Annotated in this window: 18 protein-coding genes and 2 tRNA genes; 15 read left to right on the plus strand and 5 right to left on the minus strand. The window is 39.0% G+C overall.

Annotation, left to right across the window (positions count from 1 at the left end):
* Positions 1-54: 54 nt before the first annotated feature.
* The 7 genes from topA to C4F49_RS12850 all read left to right on the plus strand — a co-directional run bounded on the left by topA (position 55) and on the right by C4F49_RS12850 (position 5,337).
* On the plus strand, positions 55-2,466 hold the full coding sequence (gene topA / locus C4F49_RS12820) for a type I DNA topoisomerase (RefSeq protein ID WP_196936230.1): 2,412 nt from the start codon (positions 55-57) through the stop codon (positions 2,464-2,466).
* 5 nt (positions 2,467-2,471) lie between these two features.
* On the plus strand, positions 2,472-2,885 hold the full coding sequence (locus C4F49_RS12825; RefSeq protein WP_196936231.1) for a hypothetical protein: 414 nt from the start codon (positions 2,472-2,474) through the stop codon (positions 2,883-2,885).
* 2 nt (positions 2,886-2,887) lie between these two features.
* Complete coding sequence (gene cmk, locus C4F49_RS12830; RefSeq protein ID WP_196936232.1) at positions 2,888-3,559, plus strand: (d)CMP kinase; 672 nt, start codon at positions 2,888-2,890, stop codon at positions 3,557-3,559.
* Positions 3,560-3,675: 116 nt separating this feature from the next.
* Positions 3,676-3,942 (plus strand): hypothetical protein, encoded by a 267-nt coding sequence (locus tag C4F49_RS12835; RefSeq protein ID WP_196936233.1) that lies wholly within the window; start codon positions 3,676-3,678, stop codon positions 3,940-3,942.
* A gap of 125 nt (positions 3,943-4,067) precedes the next feature.
* A complete protein-coding gene (locus C4F49_RS12840; RefSeq protein WP_196936234.1) occupies positions 4,068-4,325 on the plus strand; it encodes a UPF0175 family protein in 258 nt (85 codons plus the stop codon).
* A complete protein-coding gene (locus C4F49_RS12845; RefSeq protein WP_196936235.1) occupies positions 4,318-4,797 on the plus strand; it encodes a PIN domain-containing protein in 480 nt (159 codons plus the stop codon). Before C4F49_RS12840 ends, C4F49_RS12845 begins: the two co-directional genes overlap by 8 nt.
* A 51-nt stretch (positions 4,798-4,848) precedes the next feature.
* Positions 4,849-5,337 (plus strand): hypothetical protein, encoded by a 489-nt coding sequence (locus tag C4F49_RS12850; RefSeq protein WP_196936236.1) that lies wholly within the window; start codon positions 4,849-4,851, stop codon positions 5,335-5,337.
* Positions 5,338-5,345: 8 nt separating this feature from the next.
* On the opposite strand, the gene C4F49_RS12855 is transcribed toward C4F49_RS12850, so the two are convergent.
* The 3 genes from C4F49_RS12855 to C4F49_RS12865 form a co-directional block, all read right to left on the minus strand.
* On the minus strand, positions 5,346-6,290 hold the full coding sequence (locus C4F49_RS12855) for an endonuclease/exonuclease/phosphatase family protein (protein ID WP_231388306.1): 945 nt from the start codon (positions 6,288-6,290) through the stop codon (positions 5,346-5,348).
* Between the two features lie 194 nt (positions 6,291-6,484).
* A tRNA-Leu gene (locus C4F49_RS12860) sits at positions 6,485-6,569 on the minus strand.
* Between the two features lie 9 nt (positions 6,570-6,578).
* Positions 6,579-6,651 (minus strand) — tRNA-Gly (locus C4F49_RS12865).
* Between the two features lie 181 nt (positions 6,652-6,832).
* Between C4F49_RS12865 and C4F49_RS12870 the strand changes: the two genes are divergently transcribed.
* The 4 genes from C4F49_RS12870 to trxA all read left to right on the plus strand — a co-directional run bounded on the left by C4F49_RS12870 (position 6,833) and on the right by trxA (position 14,617).
* Positions 6,833-9,076, plus strand: coding sequence for a glucoamylase family protein (locus C4F49_RS12870; protein ID WP_196936238.1), 2,244 nt, complete (start codon positions 6,833-6,835; stop codon positions 9,074-9,076).
* An 83-nt stretch (positions 9,077-9,159) separates the two neighbouring features.
* Positions 9,160-9,675, plus strand: a complete 516-nt coding sequence (locus C4F49_RS12875; RefSeq protein WP_196936239.1) for an OmpA family protein — start codon at positions 9,160-9,162, stop codon at positions 9,673-9,675.
* Positions 9,676-9,808: 133 nt separating this feature from the next.
* Positions 9,809-14,197, plus strand: a complete 4,389-nt coding sequence (gene dnaE / locus C4F49_RS12880) for a DNA polymerase III subunit alpha (protein WP_196936240.1) — start codon at positions 9,809-9,811, stop codon at positions 14,195-14,197.
* A 102-nt stretch (positions 14,198-14,299) separates the two neighbouring features.
* Complete coding sequence (trxA, locus tag C4F49_RS12885; RefSeq protein ID WP_196936241.1) at positions 14,300-14,617, plus strand: thioredoxin; 318 nt, start codon at positions 14,300-14,302, stop codon at positions 14,615-14,617.
* 1,158 nt (positions 14,618-15,775) lie between these two features.
* On the opposite strand, the gene C4F49_RS12890 is transcribed toward trxA, so the two are convergent.
* Positions 15,776-16,207 carry a nuclear transport factor 2 family protein gene (locus C4F49_RS12890; protein WP_196936242.1) on the minus strand — a complete coding sequence of 144 codons (432 nt, stop codon included), beginning with the start codon at positions 16,205-16,207 and terminating at the stop codon, positions 15,776-15,778.
* Positions 16,208-16,242: 35 nt separating this feature from the next.
* Here C4F49_RS12890 and C4F49_RS17980 point away from each other — a divergent pair, with 35 nt between their 5' ends.
* The 3 genes from C4F49_RS17980 to C4F49_RS12900 are packed head-to-tail and all read left to right on the plus strand — an operon-like array spanning position 16,243 to position 19,900.
* Positions 16,243-16,437 carry a hypothetical protein gene (locus C4F49_RS17980; RefSeq protein WP_231388307.1) on the plus strand — a complete coding sequence of 65 codons (195 nt, stop codon included), beginning with the start codon at positions 16,243-16,245 and terminating at the stop codon, positions 16,435-16,437.
* 40 nt (positions 16,438-16,477) lie between these two features.
* Positions 16,478-18,019: a glycoside hydrolase family 43 protein gene (locus tag C4F49_RS12895; RefSeq protein WP_196936243.1), complete on the plus strand. Its 1,542-nt coding sequence runs from the start codon at positions 16,478-16,480 to the stop codon at positions 18,017-18,019.
* Positions 18,020-18,034: 15 nt separating this feature from the next.
* Complete coding sequence (locus C4F49_RS12900) at positions 18,035-19,900, plus strand: MGH1-like glycoside hydrolase domain-containing protein (RefSeq protein WP_196936244.1); 1,866 nt, start codon at positions 18,035-18,037, stop codon at positions 19,898-19,900.
* 68 nt (positions 19,901-19,968) lie between these two features.
* Here C4F49_RS12900 and C4F49_RS12905 read toward each other — a convergent pair whose 3' ends face one another.
* A complete protein-coding gene (locus C4F49_RS12905; RefSeq protein ID WP_196936245.1) occupies positions 19,969-20,991 on the minus strand; it encodes a glycosyltransferase family 4 protein in 1,023 nt (340 codons plus the stop codon).
* A 226-nt stretch (positions 20,992-21,217) separates the two neighbouring features.
* Here C4F49_RS12905 and C4F49_RS12910 point away from each other — a divergent pair, with 226 nt between their 5' ends.
* A complete protein-coding gene (locus C4F49_RS12910) occupies positions 21,218-22,336 on the plus strand; it encodes a lipase family protein (protein ID WP_196936246.1) in 1,119 nt (372 codons plus the stop codon).
* The last annotated feature ends 169 nt before the right edge of the window (positions 22,337-22,505 follow it).

Genomic DNA, 22,505 nt, shown 5'->3' on the forward strand with positions numbered 1-22,505 from the left:
TATTGTCATTCCACTTTGAAATCCTAATATTTGCAGAAATCTTACTTTTAATTAATGGCAAAAAATTTACTGATAGTAGAGTCACCAGCGAAAGCTAAAACCATCGAAGGATATTTGGGGAGCGATTTCTTAGTGAAATCGAGTTATGGGCATATTCGGGATTTAGTCAAGACGGACGACGCCATTGATACGGCAAATAACTTTGAGCAGAAGTACGAAGTCCCATCGGATAAAAAAGCTGTTGTCAGCGAATTAAAGAAATTAGCAAAGGCGGCCGAGACGGTGTGGCTAGCGTCCGATGAGGACCGCGAGGGGGAAGCTATTTCCTGGCATTTGTACGAAACTTTAGGATTGAATGAAGGCAAAACAAAGCGTATTGTTTTTCATGAAATCACCAAACCTGCGATTTTAAAAGCCATTGAATCGCCAAGAAGTATAGATTATAATTTAGTAAATGCACAACAAGCACGCCGTGTATTGGATCGTTTGGTAGGTTTTGAATTGTCTCCGGTTTTATGGAGAAAAGTAAAACCATCGCTTTCGGCTGGTCGCGTGCAATCTGTCGCTGTTCGTCTTATTGTCGAACGAGAGCGAGAAATAAATAAATTTACTGCGGAAGCAGCTTTTAAGGTTGTTGCGATTTTTGGAACATCGGAGAATGGGAAAGAACAGTTTAAAGCTGAATTGCCCCAGCGCTTCAAAAAGAAAGAAGAAGCACAGAAATTTTTGTCGGATTGCATTGCGGCAGCATTTTCTATTGCTAGCTTAGAAAAGAAACCTGGAAAACGTACGCCTGCAGCTCCATTTACAACGTCAACATTGCAACAAGAAGCCAGTCGTAAATTGGGGTTCTCCGTTGCGAGGACAATGCAAGTTGCACAGCGTTTGTATGAAGCAGGACGTATAACCTATATGCGTACCGATTCTGTAAACTTGAGTGATACTGCGATTCAAGCAGCTGAAAAAGAAATCAACAAAGCTTACGGCGAAAAATACCATAAGCTTAGAAGATATAAAACCAAATCTGCGGGTGCTCAAGAAGCGCACGAGGCGATTCGCCCAACATATTTTTCTGATCACAGCATCGATGGAGATAATCCGGAAAAACGATTGTACGAATTGATTTGGAAAAGAGCGATTGCTTCGCAAATGAGTGAAGCGGAGTTTGAAAAAACAACAGCGAAGATTACTGTTTCTACACGTTCGGAAGAATTAGTAGCAACAGGAGAAATCATGACTTTTGATGGATTTTTGAAAGTCTATATGGAATCTTCGGATGACGATGATACAGATTTGTCGACCGACAACGATAGCGACAATGCTTTGTTGCCACCATTGCAAAAAGGACAAGATTTGTTCTTGCGGACGATGTCAGCAACTGAACGATTCTCAAGACCGCCTGCACGTTATACGGAGGCATCTCTGGTGAAGAAGCTGGAAGAATTGGGAATAGGTAGACCTTCTACTTATGCACCTACGATTTCTACCATTCAAAACCGAGGTTACGTTGTGAAGGAAGATCGCGATGGCAAAGAACGCCGTTTTGATGTTATCCTATTAGAGAAAGGTCAGGTTACCGAATCTACTAAAACAGAAATGACTGGTGCGGAACGCAATAAAATGTTCCCGACAGATATCGGTGTTTTGGTAAATGATTTTCTGGTTGAACATTTCAAAGATATTGTCGATTACCATTTTACTGCTTCAGTAGAAAAGGAATTTGATGAGATTGCTCAGGGAGAGAAAGAATGGACAAAAATGTTAAAGGATTTTTATGGTCCTTTTCATATTGATGTTCAAGATACGCTAGAAAATGCCGACCGGGCGACACATGAGCGCGATCTGGGCGTTGATCCGGCATCGGGCAAACCAGTTTCTGTGCGCGTAGGAAGATTTGGGCCTTTGGTTCAGATTGGCGCTGCGGATGATGAAGAAAAACCTCGATTTGCTTCGCTTCGAAAAGGTCAGATGATTGAAACGATTACTTTCGAAGAAGCGATGGACTTGTTCAATCTGCCGAAGAAAGTTGGTGAATTTGAAGATAAAGACATGACGGTAGCTATCGGACGTTTTGGTCCATACATTCGTCACGATTCTTCTTTTTATTCGTTGCCAAAAGGAGTTGATCCTTTGGATGTAACGAAAGATGAAGCAATTCAGATTATTCAGGAAAAAAGACAAAAGGACATTGATAAAGTGATTCGTGTATTTGAAGAGAATGCAGAAGCACAAATTGAAAATGGACGCTGGGGACCATTCGTTCGTTTTGGGAAACAAAACTTAAAGATTCCGAAAGGAACTGAAGTGGAGAAAATCACCTACGAAGATGTGTTGAAATGGGCTGAGGCAGATCCGAAAGCCAAATCAGCAAAAGGTGCAAAAGCATCGAAAAGTACAGCTAAGGCTGCGCCGAAAACAGCAAAAAAAACAACAGCACGTAAAACAGTTGCTAAAGCCAAAAAATAATTTTTATGAAGAAAGATCTTCCTGAAAATATTGTTCGTGAGATTTCGATTGCAGTTGTTCTGGAGTCTGAATCACCGACCGAAAAAAATTGGCATGTATATTTGGTCAATGAAAAATCTGAACCACTGAAAAATGTTTTCGTCACATCAAAAGGATATGGCGTAAAAGAAGGAAAAGATGTGAAAACGTCGACCCTGCGTCAATTTCTTGCTGATGTAGCTTCAAACTCTTTTATTAAGATCGAAGCGATCGACGAACAGGTTTTTGGATTAACGAATGAGTATTGGCTAAGTTATTACATTGACGAAGTCATTTATGATAAAAAATATATTTTCCTGCCGGAAAGTATTGTGGATAGCAATTTAGTACGGGTGCCTCTGGTGAATAAACCAGGTGTAGTTATAGGAGGAATGAATTAAAGATGGCGTCAAACAAAATCATTGCGATAGATGGCTTTTCCTCCTGCGGGAAAAGTACATTAGCCAAAGCGCTGGCAAAAAATCTCCACTTTGTATTTGTCGATAGCGGAGCCATGTATAGAGCGGTAACGCTTTATTTTATGCGCAATGGAGTTGACTTGCATAACCATGAGCAAGTTCAAGAAGCAATTGATGCAATCCATGTCGATTTGATTCCCAACGGAGAAACGACAAAAGTTTTACTAAATGATGAAGATGTTTCGGAAGCGATTCGCCAAATGGAGGTTTCGGAATATGTCAGCGAAGTGAGCGCGCTTTCTGAAGTTCGCAAAGCGATGGTTGCGCAGCAACAAAAATTAGGAAAAAGGCGCAACATTGTGATGGATGGACGGGACATCGGGACGACCGTATTTCCTCATGCAGATTTAAAAATATTTATGACCGCAAGTCCTGAAATCCGCGCTGAACGCCGCTTCAAAGAGTTGTCAGCGAAAGGTGAGCAGGTTACCATGGAGGAAGTTAAAACCAATTTAGCACATCGAGATCATATTGATAGTACTAGAACAGAGAGTCCTTTGCGCCAAGCCGAAGATGCTATTGTTTTGGACAATACAAGCCTGTCTCCTGAAGAACAGCTCCAATTTGTTTTAGATGAATTCCAAAAGATAAAATAATATCGGTTATACCATTTAAATTGTAATTTATTTGTTTTAAATTGGTATTTAAATATGCTTTTTATACTTTTAACTAGCAGCATGTAGATTCATATACATCAAAAAATTACAAATTTATGAACGGCACATTAATCGAAAAAGAAGAAATTACCAACTATAAAATAATTCCTGCAGCTCAAGACCATACCCAAGAATTGATGTCCAAACTTTTTTCGGCTCAGAGGTTAGGCAATGAATTTAAAGGAAAAACACGCATTGTATTTCAAACAGAAGATGGTCCAAAAATGATTGAAACAACTGTCTGGTCATTAACTGAGAAATATTTGCAGATTAAAGGTGGTGTTCTAATACCATTGAAAGCACTTTTGGAGGTAGAGTATTAGATTGAGTTTTGATACAATATTTCTCTGTTAAGTAATTAGATTCGCTTAATTTTAAGATTTATAGTTAGTGCTGTAGCTCTATTCATTTAATTTTATTTTTGTTAATTTTGGATAAAAGGATTTGTATGGAAGCTGAAATTTTAATATCGTATCCTGAATCACTTGCATTATCATTAAAAATGAATGATGCAGAATTCAAAAATGAAATAAAAACTTTATCCATCGTGAAATTGTACGAATTGGGTAAAATATCTTCTGGTATTTCAGCTCAATTATTAAATCTTTCTAGAATGGATTTTTTGGAGTTAATATCCAAATACAAAGTTTCGTATCTACAAGCCACTTCTGATGATGAGCTTGAATCAGATTTAAATAATGCCTAAGGTTGTTTCAAATACAACCCCTATTTTATCCCTGCTAAAAATTAGCAAGCTTCATTTACTTCATGACTTGTATGAAATCATTACTATACCAGAAGCAGTATTTTTAGAAATTGAGGCTGGTAAGCATTTAAAATCATACATTAATCTAGTAGAATTAAAATGGATAGAGATTAAGAAGATCAATAATCTGCAATCTTTAGATTTCTTTTTTGATTTGGATTATGGTGAAGCTGAAGTTTTGGTTCTAGCAAAAGAATTGGAGGCGGATTTAGTTATCTTAGATGAGAACTTAGGAAGACGTTATGCCCAACAGCTTGGATTGAATGTTACAGGAACTTTGGGAGTTCTACTAAAGGCTAAGCAAAGAAATCTTATTAAATCCGTTAGAGAATGTTTGCTCGAACTAATTGAAAACAATGTATGGATATCCCCAGCTATATGTGACAAGGTTTTACAGCTAGCAAATGAATAGTTTTTTACTCATAATAAAGTAAACCAATATCAGTAGCTAATAAACTGTTTTATGAAGATTTTAACTTTTTCTCTTGCTATCCTTGTGCTTTTGTTTTCTAGTTGCAAAAAATCAAACTCGGAAAGTGCTCCTCAACAATCTAAAGTTATCGTAGTTAAGAATGGTGTTCAATGGACAGAGACGAGAGCCACAGGGACTTTAAATACAAATAACCATATGGTTGCGATATCGATTACTCAAGATACAGAAACCTTCACATTCATTTTTCCAAAACCAATTGACACGGATGCTCAGAAAAAATTTGAAGCTTATTCATTGATTGTCCCTGCTATTGGTATGGCTTCAATCAGCGATTCATATCACCTTGACACTTCAAAATCAAATTCGCTTACTATTTTGGCTTTTGATTACATCACGAATCGCCTAGTTGGCAAATTTCAATTGAATCTAAAACAGGATGATAGCTATGTTGATGGCACAGCTAAATCATCCGTGTTTGAAGGAGAATTCGATATGAAATTTGACGAACAAGCATTATAAATGCTTGCTTAAATTTTCGCTTTCTTTTCGGCAGCTTCTTGATAATCTCCTTGGTCGGCATCCAACTTATTGTCTTCTTGCTGATGCTTCGCAATGGCTTCATATTGCAACTGAACAAATACAGGGAAGTGATCAGAATTGAAATTATCCATTCTTGTGATCTTGATTAATTTAAAATCCGAACTGCAGAACACATGATCCAGAGGGAAACGCATAAGCGGATATTTTGCATGGAAGGTATTGATAAATGCCCGTCCTCTTCTAGGATCCAATAATTCTGAAATTTTCAAAAATAACGTAGTTGTATAGCTCCAAGCCACATCGTTCAAATCCCCAAATACGATGACTGGAATTTTTGATTCTTTCGCTAAGTCTGCTACAAGCAACAATTCTTTATCGCGCTCAGTCGAACGTGGATTTTCATTCGGCACGGGAGGAGTCGGGTGTAAGCCATATAACTGAACCCATTTCCCATTGGGCAATTGAATTTTTGTATGTACTGACGGAATATCGTCTTCGACAAGGTATTTCACTTCAGAATCTTTCAGCGGTAGTTTGGAGAAAAATAGCATCCCGTAGGTGTTTTCTAAAGGAACTTTTATCGAGTGGGGGTAATCATTGTCGAGAGAAGCTACAGCTTTATTCCATCGCTCATTGGTTTCCAACAAAAACACAACATCTGGATTTGCTTTCGCAATGACATCCAGACAGCCTGAATGATTTTCGTTAAATTCATACACATTAGAAATAAACAATTTCAGCTGTTGGTCCGGTTTGATTCCTTTTGCTTGCAACACTTGCTTTTTCCATAAAGGTGTAAAAGGAAGGATTTGATAAATTAAATATGCGGAGCTCAGCAAGAGAGCGATTTTTAGAATTAATGAAAAGCTATTTTGCGGAGCAACATAAAACAAGAGCAACAAAGCTACTATGTGCAACACCAATTTTTGCATGCGAGGATACTCAAATACCCGAAATGTCCAATAATCATTTTTAATAAGAGGCAGAATGCTGATGATAAGAAGGAGGCAAGATAGAATGTATGTGAAAATAAGCATGTAGAGTAAACAATAATTTTGTTAAAATGTTTAAAGCAGTTCAAGTTGTATCAAACAAAAAACCTCTCCAAATTTGAAGAGGTTTTAAGTACCTAGGGCGGGAATCGAACCCGCACTCCCTTAACGGGAACAGGATTTTAAGTCCTGCGTGTCTACCAGTTCCACCACCTAGGCAGGTGATTGAGCGAAAGACGAGATTCGAACTCGCGACCCCAACCTTGGCAAGGTTGTGCTCTACCAACTGAGCTACTTTCGCTTGGTGTGGTGCAAATATAGAGAGAAAATGCAAATTTGGAAAATATTTGTTTAACATTTTTTTATTCTGAACTTAACCTTCTCACTTTGTGGTAAATAATTTCATAAAATTCATCTAATTCTTGTATTTCGGTATATTGGAGTTATTTTTGCATTGGTTTTAGGTAATTAATCGACAGACTATGAAATTAAAAATATACTATTTTCTATTCCTTATCCTTTTGACTAAAGCGGTTTCGGCCGATACGTATCCGGAGGTAATTTTTGATAATAGCCTGGTCAAGGGAAGTTATGCTAAAAGTCAGGTTACTTATTTTGGCAACAGTTGGGTCGAAAATGTCAATAGAAATCTCTTGGTTTCTGATACGCTGTTTTTTACGCCAGGTAACTCATTATCGCTGAAATACATTTCGAATCCAATCGGTCATTGGTCTGCGGAAGTTAAATATAGCCGTCAGAAATTTCATTATCGCGTCAGCAAATCAGATTTTTTGACTGTAAAAATATTTGTTCAATCAAATCATACCTCTGCTCAAGACCTTCCAAAAATTGCTTTGCAACAAGGAAGTCAAGAAAGCCAACGTTTATCATTAGTGCCCTATATTGACGATTTTCAGCACAACATGTGGATCAGCGTGCGCATTCCTGTCAAAGATTTTGTTAACCTTCAGTTTGAAAATCCCATTTCCGCAGTTGTGTTTTCGGAAAATAAAACCAGCATGAATACACACCATCTTTTTGTTGACCAAATTGAATTTTTGCCACAGAATTATTCCAACACTTTGTTGTCGTCGCCAGCTATTTTATCAAAAACTACTGCTTACGACCAACAAATCCATCTGCAATGGCAATTACCTTTGACGCCAAGTATTCGCTATATTAAAATCTATCGCTCGGATGACAATGTCACTTTCGACCCAGTAGCTATTCGTCCGATTTACATGCAAGGATCGTTGGATTATGTGCCCGAGCTCAATAAGACATATTACTATAAAATTGCGTGGGTCGATTATAACTACAAAGAATCTCCATTTTCTGCTGTTCAAGAGGTGAAAACAAAAGTGCTGAACAATGATCAGCTCTTGGATTTAATTCAATTCTCGCACATTAACTATTTTCTAGAAAATTACGACATCAATAGCGGAATGTACTTGCCTTACCGAATTAAAGATAAACCCATTGTTTCGCTGAAAGAAACCGGGTATGCGTTGCTTAGTATGATTGTAGGCGTGGAGAAAGGTTTTATTCCTAAAAGTACATTCGCGAATCGGATCAATCGGATTGCGAAATTTTTAGGAAATGCTCAAAATCGGTACGGAATTTTCCCGGCTTATTTTGATGGTAGGAAAGGACTTCCAGAATATGTTGACGATAAGCCAACTTATGACGTGCTGGCGACAACTTCGATTATTCAGGCATTGCTGTTAAGCAAGCAATATTTGAAAAAGGATGCGCAGGCTGATACGTCCTCATTTAAGCAAATCGATGAGCTATGGAACCAGATTGAATGGACGAAATTGACTGTAGATCACTCCAATGATGTGCTGAAAAGCGAATTGTCTGGTGTTTCTGATCAATTTAATCTGGGAAATCTTGGAGGAATTAATGAGAGCATGAATGCCTACATGCTGGCTATGGGTTCTACTTCGCAACCTTTGCCATTATCTGCTTATGAGAATGGCGTTAGGCATGTGTACGATAACAATTTTGCAGAACTGCATGTTCCCAGAGATTCTCTATCTCAAGCCTATTCATCGATTATCAAGAATTTAGAACTTAAGAAAGATAGTGCGAAAGTAGAAGCGATTAATGGTATTCCTGCTGTAGAATCGAACGGAAATCTATACGTGCTTTCGGATGAAATTACAGATTCAATAGCAAAGATTTCCATTTATAAGGACACAATTATGTATGGATTGGATTTAAAGTTCGGTGACTTGAATCGGAATTTATTAAAAGTGTATACGCCTTTTTTCACAATCAACCCAAATACAATTAAAGAAGGAAACCAAAACTATACGGAATTGCTGAATAACTTTACCAAAGCGATTAAACGCAGAGATAATGAAATAGGCGTCGGGACGACGAATTCAGAAATTTGGGGCTTTTACCAGCGCAGAGACAGCACGCAAAGTTTTAGGATCAATCCTGCCATTGGTGCGTCGTCCATGTTCTTGAATAAAGAATTGGGATTGAAAACGTTATTGGCGCTCTATAAAGAATACGCCGATGTATTATTTACGGAATACGGTTTCAGAGCCTATTTAGATTTGAGGAATTCAGATGTTTCGGATGAGTACATGGCATTGAACCAAGCTTCTGTTGCGATACTTATCGAAAATTCGCGTTCTGGACTGATATGGAATCTGTATAAGGAGATTCCTGAAATCAAAAAATTGGAAAGCAAATTATTTTCTGCGAAATAGAATTAGCAGTTTAATAGGTTAATTTAGCTCAATTCCCTATATTTACGGGAATTAATATTTCTTACAACCTTTGTTCAAACAAAATGAGACAACTAAATTTATTATTTATAGTATTCCTTTCATCAGCAGTATTGTTTTCTTGTAAACAAAAAGAATTGCAAGTCAAACCAGGCGCAGTAGTATCAAAAGATGGCACAGATGATGGATTGAAAAACGTAAAGACAGAATTTGATAATGCCACTAGAACAACTGAAGGGATCTCATTTACATTATCTTCTGATTTATTATTTCCAAGCAACTCATCGTATTTAACGGATAAGGCTAAAGGTGAATTAAGTAAATTGGCTAAACTATTGAACGAAGATAAAAGTAAGAAAATACGCGTAGACGGACATACGGACGCTACTGGAGCCGCTGATTACAACCTTTGGCTTTCAGATAAACGCGCTGCTTCGGTAAAGAAATTTTTAGAAGATTCTGGAGTTTCAGCTAGTCGCATTACCACGAAAGGTTTGGGATTGACAAAACCTATTGCTGATAACAAAACACCAGAAGGAAGACAGCAGAATCGTCGTGTTGAAGTCATTATTTTAAATTAATCAATTCAAAATATACTCTGAATAAGGAAGTCTTGAATAAAGGCTTCCTTATTTTTTTTTGTCTCGTTTCGAATGTGGAAAAGATGCTAGAATTATTCATTAAATTTGATATCTTCAAGAATTAAGGATAAGCATGTATATAGTATTTGATACAGAGACAACAGGATTACCGAAGCGGTGGGATGCGCCAATTTCTGATGTAGATAATTGGCCTAGATGTATTCAGATTGCTTGGCAGATCCATGATGAAATGGGCGAGATGATCGCTCATGAAGATTACTTGATTAAACCCGATGGGTTCAATATTCCCTACGATTCGGAGAAAATACACGGAATTTCTACGGCTTTGGCCGAAGAGCAAGGTATTCCTATTCAAGACGTACTAAACAAATTTAATCTGGCGCTTGCTCAGGCAAAATTTGTCGTCGGTCAAAACATTGGCTTTGACTTGAATATCATGGGGGCGGAGTTTTACCGCTATCAACAAGAAACAGCATTGGGCGATATGCCTATTCTGGATACCTGTACCGAAAAAACCGCAGAATTAGTAAAAATTCCGGGAGGTAGAGGCGGACGTTTTAAGTTGCCAACCTTGACCGAGTTGCACTCGTATTTATTTGGTGTTCCTTTTTCTGAAGCGCATAATGCGACTGCCGATGTGGAAGCGACTACGCGTTGTTTCCTTGAGCTGGTTCGCCGAGAGGAATTTTCTGCCACAGAATTGCAACAGGATTCAGGCTATTTTGTTGAGTTTAAGGAACACAATCCTTCGACTGTTGAACCTGTTGGTATACAACATGTCAATTTAAAAGCGGCTTCGGAATCTATTCGCAAAGAAACCGCACCGGCGGATGCGGGTAAGCAGGTTATTCCTACGGAATTATCGGAGGCATTAAAAGCTGCGCCATTTGCTCATTTGCACAATCATTCGCAGTTTTCTGTCCTTCAATCCACGATTTCAATTGCTGGACTGGTCGATGCTGCGGCAAAAAATAATATGCCTGCTGTCGCAATGACTGACCACGGCAACATGATGGGCGCTTTTCATTTTGTCAGCAAAGTTTTAAGCTACAACAAGGATCATGCGGATAATCCCATTAAACCGATTGTCGGATGTGAATTTTTCGTTTGCGATGACCGCAGAGATAAAACGCGCAAAGACAATGGATATCAGATTGTTTGTTTGGCTAAAAATAAAAATGGCTATCATAACCTAGCCAAAATGGCATCTAAAGCCTACACTGAAGGATTCTATTATGTTCCTCGGATTGACCGCTCGGTGATTGAAGAATACAAAGAAGACATTATCGTTTTGTCGGGAAATCTACAGGGAGAAGTTCCAAATAAATTATTAAACATTGGTGAAAATCAAGCTGAAGAAGCTTTAATCTGGTGGAAGGAGCAATTTGCTGGCGACTTTTACATCGAGCTTATGCGGCATGGTCAAGAGGATGAGAATCGGGTGAATGAGTCGCTTGTTCAGCTCGCGCGCAAGCACGATGTAAAGCTTATTGCTACCAACAATACGTATTATGTAAATCAGCAAGATGCGCATGCGCACGATATTTTATTGTGCGTTAAAGACGGAGAAAAACTTTCGACCCCTAAAGGCCGAGGAAGAGGTTTCCGTTTTGGTTTGCCTAATCAAGAATATTATTTTAAATCGTCGGAGCAAATGAAAAAAGCATTTGCCGACTTGCCCGATGCCATCATCAACATCGAAGAGATTTTGAATAAAATCGAAATTTATTCGCTGAACCGTGATGTGCTTCTTCCGAAGTTTGAGATTCCCGAGCAGTTTCTTTCTGCCGAAGATGAGGTTGATGGAGGAAAGCGAGGAGAGAATGCATTTTTAAAACACCTCACGTATGTTGGTGCTGAAAAACGCTATTCGGATTTAACCGATGACATCCGCGAACGGCTGGATTTTGAGCTTTCCGTTATTGAAAACACGGGATATCCAGGGTACTTCTTGATTGTTCAGGATTTTATTGCTGAAGCAAGAAATATGGGCGTTTCTGTTGGACCGGGACGTGGGTCTGCTGCGGGTTCCGCAGTGGCGTATTGTTTGGGGATTACCAATATTGACCCGATTGAATACGATTTGCTATTTGAGCGTTTCTTGAACCCCGACCGTGTTTCCATGCCCGATATTGATATTGACTTTGACGATGAGGGTCGTGGAAAGGTTATGGATTACGTAATCAATAAATATGGTGCTTCGCAAGTTGCGCAGATTATTACCTACGGAACCATGGCTGCCAAATCGTCGATTAAAGATACAGCACGTGTCTTGGAATTGCCTTTATCAGACGCGAATGAAATTGCGAAACTTATCCCGAATCTGAAATTGAGCAAGATTTTTCAGTTGGAAGAGAAGGCTTTAAAATCGGCTTTGCGTTCGGATGAGTTGGAAGCGGTCAATAAATTAAAGAATTTAGCAGATGGCGCAGGCTTAGAAGCTGAAACCATCAAACAAGCTCGAGTGCTTGAAGGTTCGATGCGAAATACAGGTATTCACGCCTGCGGTGTAATCATTACGCCGGATGACATTACAAACTTTGTTCCTGTTTCGCTGGCAAAAGATTCAGCCTTATATGTTACCCAGTTTGACAACTCGGTCGTAGAAAGTGCCGGCTTGCTGAAAATGGACTTTTTGGGGTTAAAAACATTAACACTGATTAAAGATACGGTGGCCAATGTCAAATTAAGCCACAATATCGAAATCAATCCGGACGAATTTCCGATTGATGACGTGCTGACCTATGAATTGTTCCAGCGCGGGGAAACGGTTGGGATATTCCAGTACGAATCTCCCGGTATGCAGAAGTACATGAAGGAATTAAAACCGACAGTATTTGCCGATTTAATTGCCATGAATGCGCTCTATCGTCCGGGACCAATGGATTATATTCCCAGTTTTGTTAAACGTAAGCACGGAATTGAACCCATTACCTACGATTTAGATGCTTGCGAAGAATACCTGAAAGAAACGTACGGAATTACGGTTTACCAAGAGCAAGTTATGCTTCTTTCGCAAAAGTTAGCAGGGTTTTCCAAAGGCGATGCCGACGTTTTGCGTAAAGCAATGGGTAAGAAGCAAAAAGATGTTTTGGATAAAATGAAACCGAAATTTGTGGCTCAAGCTGCGGAGAAGGGACATAATCCAAAAACATTGGAAAAAATCTGGACGGATTGGGAAGCCTTTGCGAGTTATGCATTTAATAAATCACACTCCACATGCTATGCATGGATTGCTTACCAAACTGCGTATTTAAAAGCACATTATCCGGCAGAATACATGGCTGCGGTTCTTTCCAATAACATGAACGACATTAAACAGGTAACATTTTTCATGGAAGAATGTCGCAGGATGGGTTTAGTGGTTTTGGGACCTGATGTCAACGAATCCCATTACAAGTTCACAGTAAATGACCAAGGTGCTATTCGTTTTGGAATTGGGGCTGTAAAAGGTGTTGGTGCTGGTGCAGTTGATACCATAGTACAAACTCGTGCAACTGGACCTTATAAGTCTATATTTGACTTCGCCAAGCGAATTGATTTGCGCGCAGCGAATAAAAAAGCATTTGAAAGTTTGGCTTATGCTGGTGGATTTGATGAGTTCAAGAATACGCATCGAGCTCAATATTTCAATGTGGACAACGATAACCTATCAGGAATCGAGAAAGCAGTTCGGTTTGCGCAGCGATTTAAAGAAAATGAAAATTCGGCTCAAGGAAGTCTTTTTGGTGGGGGCGGAGAGGCTACGGAATTGCCAGAACCGATTTTGTCACCCTGTCAACCTTGGGGCTTAATCGAAAAGTTAAAATATGAAAAGGATGTTATCGGAATTTACTTGACAAGCCATCCTTTGGATAATTTTAAATTTGAGCTTAAACATTTCTGCCAGAATACGCTGACAGATTTGAAGATGATTCAAAAGGTAAAGGCTCCTGAAGTGTCGAATGAAGTATTGCTGGATTTTAACCGAATCAAAAATAAAGAAGCGGTCATAGGTGGAATTATCGTTAGCGCGAGCCACCGGATTGCTAAAAATGGGAATCCATTTGGGTCTTTCGTGATTGAAGATTATGGGGACTCTTATGAAATCATGGCTTTTGGTGAGAATTACATCAAGAACAAAGATTACATGCAGGAAGGATATTTTGTTCAAATCCGGGGTTTGATTCAAGAACGCTTTAAGCAAATCGGAAATTGGGATTTTGAATTGAAGAATATCCAATTGCTTTCTGATTTAAAAGAAAAGCTTGCAAAATCTGTGATTTTAGAATATCCTTTGGAATTGCTGACGGATGACTTTGTGGAGCGTGTGGAAGAATTGGTTTCCAAAGCGCAGGAAGAAGGCAAACAAGCTTATTGTCAATTTAAATTTAAGATTTTTGATAATCAGGATCAATATGCGATTGAGATGCCTTGCAATAAACAGAAGCTGGTCTTGACCAATGAATTTTTGGATGGGATAGAGGAAATCGCTTACCTGTCATATAAATTAAATCGATAAGGTATCGATTATAATTACTGAGATATTAAAATCAGATTACAATTGATTTTTTATCTTTGTTAAACAAAAAGAGAAAATAAATATTTTTTAAATAAAAGTAATATGGCATTAGAAATCACAGACAGCAATTTTAATGAAGTAGTTTTAAATTCTGACAAACCAGTTTTAATTGACTTTTGGGCAGAATGGTGTGGTCCATGTCGCATGGTAGGACCAGTGGTTGACGAAATCGCTACCGAGTTTGAAGGACAAGCAGTTATTGGAAAAGTAAATGTGGATAACAATCCTGAAATTTCTGTAAAATACGGAATTCGCAATATCCCAGCTTTATTGTTTTTCAAAAATGGAGAAATTGTTGACAAGCAAATTGGTGCAGTTCCTAAATCAGTATTGATTGAGAAATTGACAAAACAATTGTAAGGTTTACCCTTAAACGAATTGAACCGCTTAAATAAAATTTAAGCGGTTTTTTTTTGAAGTAAAAAGGCTTTTAAAGTAAAAATTCAAAACCTTTTAAAGTAAAAATTAAAAAGTAAAAATTCAAAAATCCTTTCTGGGAGTTAGTAATTTCGCTAGCGCACGCGTTTCGCGTGTACTTAAATAAAATTACAAATTTGCTCCGTAGGAGCTACCGCTTTGTAGCATGTTAAAAAAATAATAGAGGCGTGCCGTAGGTACGCTCCCTTTCGGAATGGGGTAATGCCTACGGCACAATCTTTCTTAATGGAATTAGATGCTACAAAACGGTTGTGCCTACGGCACATTTAGATAGTATCGCAGAATTTATTTAGGAAGATATCAAAAACGTCATTTTAAAGCCTCGTAGAGGCTGAATATTTGTAGAATGATCGATTAGAATTAAAGGCGTGCCGTAGGTAAGCAACCGAATAGACAGATTGTTTTCAACTAATTGTTGCGAACCTACGGATCGCTGATTGCAGAATGTATTATTTGCTACAAATATTTTGCACCTACGGAGCAATGTTGAAAGATATGCTAGCGCCCGTGTTTCGCGTGTGCTTTATAAATAAGAACTTATTGCCAGCAGATAATACACCTTAAAGCCTCGTAGAGGCTGAATATTTGTAGAATGATTGATGGAATTAAAAGCGGTGACGTAGGTACGCAACCGAATAGACAAATTGTTTTCAAATAATTGTTGCGAACCTACGGATCGCTGATTGTAGACCATATTATTTGCTACAAATATTTTGCTCCAACGGAGCCATGTAAAAGAGGGCGCTAGCGCACGCGTTCCGCGTGTGTTTATTTAAATTGCAAATATGCTCCGTAGGAGCTACCGCTTTGTAGCGCGCAATAACCACAAACAATTGCGTGCCGTAGGTACGCACCTAAATTGTTGAGGCTTTACCTAAAGTACATTTTTCATATAATCCGCCCTATTATTCAAGATTGTAAATCCCGATTTATGTAAAGTTCTACATCTTCCTTCAGACGATATCGAAAAGCTACATCCAACCTAGAAAACAAATCCTTGCTCCTTATTCTTTACTCATTGATCCTAACATAAAAAAACCTGCAATCCGATTGCAGGTTTTTTTATGAATTGACTATTTATTAATTCGAGTAGCTTGTAACGACTTGGTCGATTTGCCATGCATCGTCTGCTAAAGTCATCGTTACATAATCTGTGCGTGTGAAGTTATCGTATTTCATCTGCACTTTTGCGATTGTGTAATTGCTGTCCGATTCTATAATTTGGTAGCTTGATGCACAGTTCTGAACGTATCCTTCTTGAGCGCTCAAGAATTTAACGACTTGTTTCTTGTTAAAGTTTTGCGTTTTCGAACCATTCATTCTGTGTTGGAAATGATCGGCGAAGATATATTCCCCCTGAGCGGTTTTTCCTAGAGTCGCTGTTTCGATATACGCATCGACTAAGTTGATGGCTTTGGTGATTTTAGCAGGACTTTCTTTTTCTGTTGCGAATGAAGTAAATGAGAAAGCCATTAGTACAGATGCTGTGATGATTTTGATTAGATTTTGCATGATGTTGAGTTTTTAATGTTGTTAATATTTTTTATTTGTTGTTATTTTCTGATTCAAAAGTAGCTCAGAATGCGCTCCTAGCATACAACAATTGGGTTAACGAACTTAAAAACTCGGTGAAAGGGATTATTTATTCGGTCAAATTATTTTGCTTGGATAAACCTGAATCGGTGAAACTCATGTTTAATGGCAAGAAGGAAAATCATTCGCTAAATGAATATGTTAAATAAGATTTTTTTGTATTTTGCATGTTCACATAATCAATCAACTATGAATCTATCCACAGGTGCTGACAAGAATCGGTGTTCATGGCTAATGCTGCTTTGTTTTTTAAGCTGCTCTTTAGTAAGTTTTGCCCAACCTAAGGCGACAATCAATGGCGATTTTCCAGATCCGACAACCATTTTTGCAAATGGAAAATACTATACTATTGGAACTTCTAGTGAGTGGGGACCCCATTTCCCAATTTATACTTCCGATGATTTAAGAAATTGGACACAGACAGGTTTTGTGTTTTCTTCAGCTCCTGAATGGACTCAATCTTCGTTTTGGGCACCAGAATATTTTTACAATGAAGGAATTTATTATGTGTATTATTCCGCAAAGCGAAAATCCGATGGCGTATCCTGCATTGGCGTAGCCACGTCCAAATATCCTGATCGGGATTTCGTAGATCATGGCGTGGTCGTTGATTATGGTACAGAATCCATTGACGCATACGTCGTCAAAGAAGGCAATCAGCTGTACATGACTTGGAAAGCTTATGGCTTAGACAAGCGTCCGATAGAATTAATTGCTAGCAAACTTTCTGCCGATGGATTTCGTTTAGAAGGCGAGCCATTTTCTTTGCTTCAAGATACTGCTCGTGTTGGGATTGAAGGGCAGGCTTTCGTTAAAAAGGACGGATACTATTACATGTTTTATTCAGCTGGTGCATGTTGTGGTGTGGGCTGTGATTACAATGTGCAGGCTGTTCGTTCTAAAACGATTCAAGGGCCTTACGAACGGGTAGGAGCACAAGTTCTGCTTGGGGAGAATGAGGACTGGAAATGCATGGGCCACGGTACTTTTGTTGATGGCAAAGATGGAAAGCTTTATTACCTATTTCATGGCTATAGCAAAATCGGTACGACCTATACAGGAAGGGAAGGACTGTTAGCCGAACTTCAATGGTCTGCGTCAGGCGAACCTTCTTTTGTATTTCTACCGTCTACACAATTAAATAAAGGACAAGATGTCCAATTCGATTTAAGTAAAAAATCAAAAACGAAGCCTTTTTTACAATGGGATTTTAGGTATTCTAAACCGAAGTACAGCTATACGGCTAATGGCTTGCAACTGGAAGGTACAACCGCTTCTGACAATCCAACTGGAATTGCAATGACTTTGCGTCCGACGAGCAAGGTGTATGAAGTAGGCACTTCCATCGATTTATCGAAAAGCAGCAATACCGCACAAAAAGGTGTTGTGATTTATGGGGACAAAGATCGCTCGATAGGACTTAGTGTGTTAGACAATACCATCCAGTTCTGGTTGGTGAAAGATGGAAAGAAGATGTTGATAAAAGAACAAGCGATTGCTGCCGGATTGAAGAAATTAGAAATCAAGCTAGAGTTGGCCGCGGATTTACAGGTTCGCGCTTATTATAAGGAATCATCGGATTGGGTGGAAGTTGTTCCTGCAGATGCGAAGCTTGCGAGCATCAATGGAATTTCCCCTTGGGATCGAAGTCCTCGCCCAGGAATTCATTTTGAAGGAAAAGAAACAGATAAGGCAGTATTCCAGAGCCTATACTTAATCAATAAATCATAAGCTTCTTTTTGATACATGAGTAAATATTTAATAAGCATTGAGCAGCTGCGGACTTCTTTTGCAGCGGGCTTACTGTTGCTGAGCTGTTTTTCGATTTCTTGCTCGACGCCTAAACAAGTAGCCTACGATCATGAATTGCAGCGACTGAAAACAGTATCCAAGCAAACTTTGGCTGCGAATGTCGATGAATTTAATGCGTATAAAGGAAGGCCAGAATCAGATGGACCATTTAATGCTTCGAATAATAAAGCATTCCTCGAAGAGAATATTCCTTTATTTCTAAGTTCTGATGAAGGAATGACCAAAGTGTACAATTACCGATGGTGGATGGTCAGCAAGCATTTGAAAGAATATGACGATCCTATCGACAAGCGCAAATATTGGGTCGTTACGGAGTTTTTTGGCGTAAAGCCTTGGGCATCATTGAGCGGAGCAATCACTTGTCCGGCCGGACATCAGTTCTATGATGTACGCTGGTTGCGGGATCCAAAGTTTTTAAGTTCCTATGCCGAGTATTTTATGAAGGGCTCAGCTTCCAAATTGGATCAGCGCGAGAACGGAAACTTCCTGACCTATTTAAGCCGTCCCGAAAGTCATCATTTCTCCAGCTGGATGATTGATGGAGTTGAAGCGCATTTGAAAATCCATCCAAATGCGAACTGGACAAAAGACCTGTTGCCTTGTATGGAAAAGCATCAACATGGATGGGACAGTCTGTTTACTGTTCACAATGCTGGAGCGAAAACAGCCGGCATGTACAAGATTTTAGATTTGTACGATGGAATGGAGTTTAGTCTTTCTGCTGTTTTAGGCTTGATTCAAAGCAAAGATGCCTATGCTATCTATACTCCAGAAAGCTGGAAAGAATACTATTTGGGATGGGAAACAACAAGCAAAGCGGCTGAAAGCAAACAAGCAAAAGATTTTCCTAAAGCGTTCCGAAAAGGATATCCCGATTATTATCTAGTCCGTCCTTCTGTCAATTCCTATGCTTACGCCAATACGCAATCGCTAGCCAATCTGTATAACTTAGATACCGAAAAGAATAGCAATCCAACCATTCAGCAAAAAATAAAGCTGTATGAATCAAAAGCGAAATCCATTCAGGAAAATCTCCTAAATGTTTTATGGAATGAAGAAGATCAATTTTTCAACACCTACAGTGCAGGAGATAATGAATTTGGCGTTGGAGATTATGAGGCGCATGTGCGTGAGTCGGTCGGATACACGCCTTGGTATTTCAATATGATTCCTTTTGAGGATCATCAAAAATATGAAAATGCATGGGCTATGTTTTCTTCGGAAAAAGGATTTTACAATGCGAAGGGGATGACCACGGCTGAAAGACAGCACCCCTATTACAACGAGCAGGCTTATGCTTGGAATGGACGTGGCTGGCCATTTCAAAACTCAATAGTCTATAAAGCATACGCAAATTATCTGCGAAATTACAAGAAAGAAATAAAGGATTCTGAACGGGAGCTCTTATTTGATTATATCCAAAAACTGGCGGATATGCATGGTTCGGATCAGCTGAATATCGGTGAATGGTATATTCCTAGCGATGGACAGACCTTCGGAGGCGAACAAGATTATTTCCATTCTACATTTCCGGATATTGTTATCGAAGATTTGTTAGGCTTTAAAGCTTCTCACGAGAATAAATTTACGTTAGAGCCTTTGTTGCCCGAAGATAAATGGGATCATTTTTATTTAGGAAACTTGCGTTATCACGGCCATGATGTGGATGTTATCTGGAAAAAGGATTGGGATACCAATAAGCCCGGAGATCAAAGCATGCTTTGTGTTTGGGTCAATAATAAATTGGTTAGCACAAGTCCGGAACTAAATGCTAAACTAAAAATTGATCTGCCGAAATAAGAGGTTTAGTCACGATATAAACTATGTTTTCATATTGAATAAGGTCATCCATTTTGGGATGACCTTATTCATTTAGTTTCTCCACTCGACAATATCTTCTGATAAACTGCTAAATAATTCTGACACATTCTCTCTTTGGAGAATTTATTTTCAACTTTTTGGCGGCAATTTCTTCGATCGATCGAGTCGATCTCTTTTATCCGTTCGATCGCTTCATCTACAGTATGGACAAGAAATCCATCTACAGCATCATCGATCAATTCAGGCATGCTTCCTTTAGCAAATGCGACTACGGGCGTTCCGCAAGCCATCGCTTCCACAACGGATAAGCCGAATGGTTCGCTGAAATGTATAGGATGCAGCAAACAGCTGGCATTCGCCAATAATTCGTTCCGTTTATCTTGTCCAACGCTGCCGATATAGTCTATCTCGCCTTGCTTCAAATAAGGTTCTACAGTATGTTTATAATAGTTTTCATCCTGAATAATCCCTGCAAGAATCAATCGTTTATTTAATGAGCGCGCAATTTCAACAGCTTCTTTTGTTCCTTTATCGGGATGTATGCGTCCATAGTAGAGCAAATAATCCTGAGGATCAGCATTAAAATGAAATTGATCGAGATCGATCCCATGATACACCGTATCGATATAATCCAGATCATCTACTCGGTCTGCATTGCTTATGGAAACGTAATGCGTACTGCCGTTGTACTTTTTATAAACCGGCAAAATCCTTTCCGACGAAATCCCATGAATAGTTGTCAGGAGTGGAGTTTTTACCAGTTTGGAATAGGATAGGGGCAAAAAATCAAATTGGTTATGGATAATATCAAATTGATCCGCATGCTCGAAACATTCCGAAATATGCAAGCATTCCCATACTTTCGCATCGATTGAACGATCCTCTTCATAGCCTGAAGGGCTAACAGATTTCAATGTTGCATGAGTCATTGAATTTGCTGTCGCAAATAACGTGACATCCATCCCGGCTTTTACCAATTCTTCCGTAAGTAGCGACGTGATTAATTCCCAAGGGCCATAGTGGATAGGTGGAGTGCGCCAGGCAATTGGCGAAAGCATTGCGATTTTCATACCTAATGAACCAAACCAAAGGGCATTTTGTTTTTGAGGATTAAGCCTGTGGCATGTTTAGAATTCAAAAAGCTGTTGATTGTCAGGTGCCATTAAGTATTTTGTTTTTTCTTAGCAGAAGCTCAAGCTATTTGTTATTTTTGAAACAGTCTTATTGATAGCAGGTTACTCTTAGAATTTAATTTGCTCTTAATGATTCGCTAAACTACAGCTAAGCCATAACCCCATGAAACAGCACTGCCTTTACATCGCCTTTGTATTTAGTTTTTTTCTTCAATCAGCCCATGCTCAGCTATTGAAACCTGGTTTCGATAAGGAAGAATACATCGAAACGCTAAAAATAAATCACAAAGTACATATTGCGCTGGATAAATGGAGCGAGAGCAAAACTGTCGCTGACCCTTCGTCCTTTAGATTTGAGTACCGTTCGCCGGTTGTTGCTTTTGATAATATCTGGGATCTGTGGATCCATAAAGACAAGTCGATAGCCTTGATTTCAGTACAGGGAAGCATTCAGACCGAAGCAAGCTTTTTGGCAAATCTGTATGCAGCCATGATTCCTGCAAAGGGAGAGCTCCAGCTTGATGATGATTTTCTATTTAAGTACAAACTGGCAGAACACCCAGATGCAGCGGTACAGGTAGGCTGGTTTGTCGCAATGGCTTATCTTTCCAAAACCATTGAAGCGAAGATTGATTCTTGCTATCAAGCGGGCATTAAAGATTTTATATTGACCGGACATAGCCAAGGCGGAGGGATTACCTACATGCTCAATGCCTATCTGGAAAATTTAAAACTCGATAATAAACTGCCACAGGATATCCGTTTCAAAACCTATTGCAGTGCAGGGCCAAAGCCTGGGAATTTATTTTTCGCTTATGATTATGAGAAAATGACCGATGGCGGATGGGCTTTCAACGTTGTCAATACAGCCGATTGGGTGCCTGATGTTCCTTTCTCTGTGCAGACAGTAGATGATTTTACGGCAGTCAATCCATTTCGCCATGCGAAATCAATGATCAAGAAACAGAAATTTCCGAAGAACATAGCCTTAAAAAGAGCTTACAATCAGCTGAGCAAACCTAGCCAAAGGGCACAGAAAAACTACGAAAAGTATTTAGGGAGAATGGTCTCTCAAGCCGTCCGTAAGCAGATTCCAAATTTCAGGTCCCCTGAATATGTCAAAAGCAATTACTACGTCCGTACCGGAACTACTAAAGTATTGTATGCAGATGAAGCTTATTTCAAGCTTTACAGCAATGACCCGAATAATCCAAATATCTGGCAGCATCATTTGCCCCTGCAGTATTTATATTTAGCAGAAAAGTTGCAAAGTGAAAATTAAAAAACTTTTCAAAGTAAAAAGTAAAAATTCAAAAGTAAAAAACCTTTCTGGCTGTTAATCATTTCGCTAGTTATGCTAGCGCACGCGTTTCGCGTGTGCTTTATAAATAACAATCCGCTATTCAGGATGTTCCGAAGTGTCATCCTGAATTCCTGATAAAAGCGGATTT

The organism is Sphingobacterium hungaricum, from assembly GCF_015210005.1.
In the GTDB taxonomy this organism is placed as follows: Bacteria; Bacteroidota; Bacteroidia; order Sphingobacteriales; family Sphingobacteriaceae; genus Sphingobacterium; species Sphingobacterium hungaricum.

Bases quoted from the DNA above. Each gene is read 5' to 3' on its own strand.
- topA (WP_196936230.1), top strand. From the start codon at position 55: ATGGCAAAAAATTTACTGATAGTAGAGTCACCAGCGAAAGCTAAAACC.
- C4F49_RS12825 (WP_196936231.1), top strand. From the start codon at position 2,472: ATGAAGAAAGATCTTCCTGAAAATATTGTTCGTGAGATTTCGATTGCA.
- cmk (WP_196936232.1), top strand. From the start codon at position 2,888: ATGGCGTCAAACAAAATCATTGCGATAGATGGCTTTTCCTCCTGCGGG.
- C4F49_RS12835 (WP_196936233.1), top strand. From the start codon at position 3,676: ATGAACGGCACATTAATCGAAAAAGAAGAAATTACCAACTATAAAATA.
- C4F49_RS12840 (WP_196936234.1), top strand. From the start codon at position 4,068: ATGGAAGCTGAAATTTTAATATCGTATCCTGAATCACTTGCATTATCA.
- C4F49_RS12845 (WP_196936235.1), top strand. From the start codon at position 4,318: ATGCCTAAGGTTGTTTCAAATACAACCCCTATTTTATCCCTGCTAAAA.
- C4F49_RS12850 (WP_196936236.1), top strand. From the start codon at position 4,849: ATGAAGATTTTAACTTTTTCTCTTGCTATCCTTGTGCTTTTGTTTTCT.
- C4F49_RS12855 (WP_231388306.1), bottom strand. From the start codon at position 6,290: ATGCAAAAATTGGTGTTGCACATAGTAGCTTTGTTGCTCTTGTTTTAT.
- C4F49_RS12870 (WP_196936238.1), top strand. From the start codon at position 6,833: ATGAAATTAAAAATATACTATTTTCTATTCCTTATCCTTTTGACTAAA.
- C4F49_RS12875 (WP_196936239.1), top strand. From the start codon at position 9,160: ATGAGACAACTAAATTTATTATTTATAGTATTCCTTTCATCAGCAGTA.
- dnaE (WP_196936240.1), top strand. From the start codon at position 9,809: ATGTATATAGTATTTGATACAGAGACAACAGGATTACCGAAGCGGTGG.
- trxA (WP_196936241.1), top strand. From the start codon at position 14,300: ATGGCATTAGAAATCACAGACAGCAATTTTAATGAAGTAGTTTTAAAT.
- C4F49_RS12890 (WP_196936242.1), bottom strand. From the start codon at position 16,207: ATGCAAAATCTAATCAAAATCATCACAGCATCTGTACTAATGGCTTTC.
- C4F49_RS12895 (WP_196936243.1), top strand. From the start codon at position 16,478: ATGAATCTATCCACAGGTGCTGACAAGAATCGGTGTTCATGGCTAATG.
- C4F49_RS12900 (WP_196936244.1), top strand. From the start codon at position 18,035: ATGAGTAAATATTTAATAAGCATTGAGCAGCTGCGGACTTCTTTTGCA.
- C4F49_RS12905 (WP_196936245.1), bottom strand. From the start codon at position 20,991: ATGAAAATCGCAATGCTTTCGCCAATTGCCTGGCGCACTCCACCTATC.
- C4F49_RS12910 (WP_196936246.1), top strand. From the start codon at position 21,218: ATGAAACAGCACTGCCTTTACATCGCCTTTGTATTTAGTTTTTTTCTT.